The organism is Mesorhizobium sp. M2D.F.Ca.ET.226.01.1.1, from assembly GCF_004022705.2.
Lineage (GTDB): Bacteria > Pseudomonadota > Alphaproteobacteria > Rhizobiales > Rhizobiaceae > Mesorhizobium.
This window is the reverse complement of record NZ_RZOY02000147.1, coordinates 1-279: the sequence shown is the minus strand read 5'-3', so window position 1 is coordinate 279 and position 279 is coordinate 1. Positions and strand designations below refer to the sequence as shown.

Here is a 279-nt window from a genome sequence, read left to right as displayed (position 1 = left end):
AACAGTTCGTTCGCGCGCAACATTATCGGCGCCGCGACCATTCAGGATCTCATTCTTTGGAGCATGCTTGCCATCGCCACGGCGGTGCAGCACGGCGACGCTGCCGACGCGGGAGGCATCGGGCGGGTGATCGCGATCAACCTCGCTTTCGTGCTCGCCTCGCTCTTTGTCGCGCCGGCCGTCGCACGCGAGGTCCGGCGAAGGGTCTTCGGCAAGTTCAGCGAAGCGTCCTTGACCGGCTACACGATGCTGTTGTGCCTGGTCTTCGTGGCGGCCGCG

General features: G+C 64.9%; 1 pseudogene. It reads left to right on the top strand.

Features of this window, described 5'->3' with window-relative positions:
• Nucleotides 1-63: 63 nt before the first annotated feature.
• Nucleotides 64-279: pseudogene (locus tag EN869_RS34160) on the top strand (cation:proton antiporter); the annotation flags it as partial.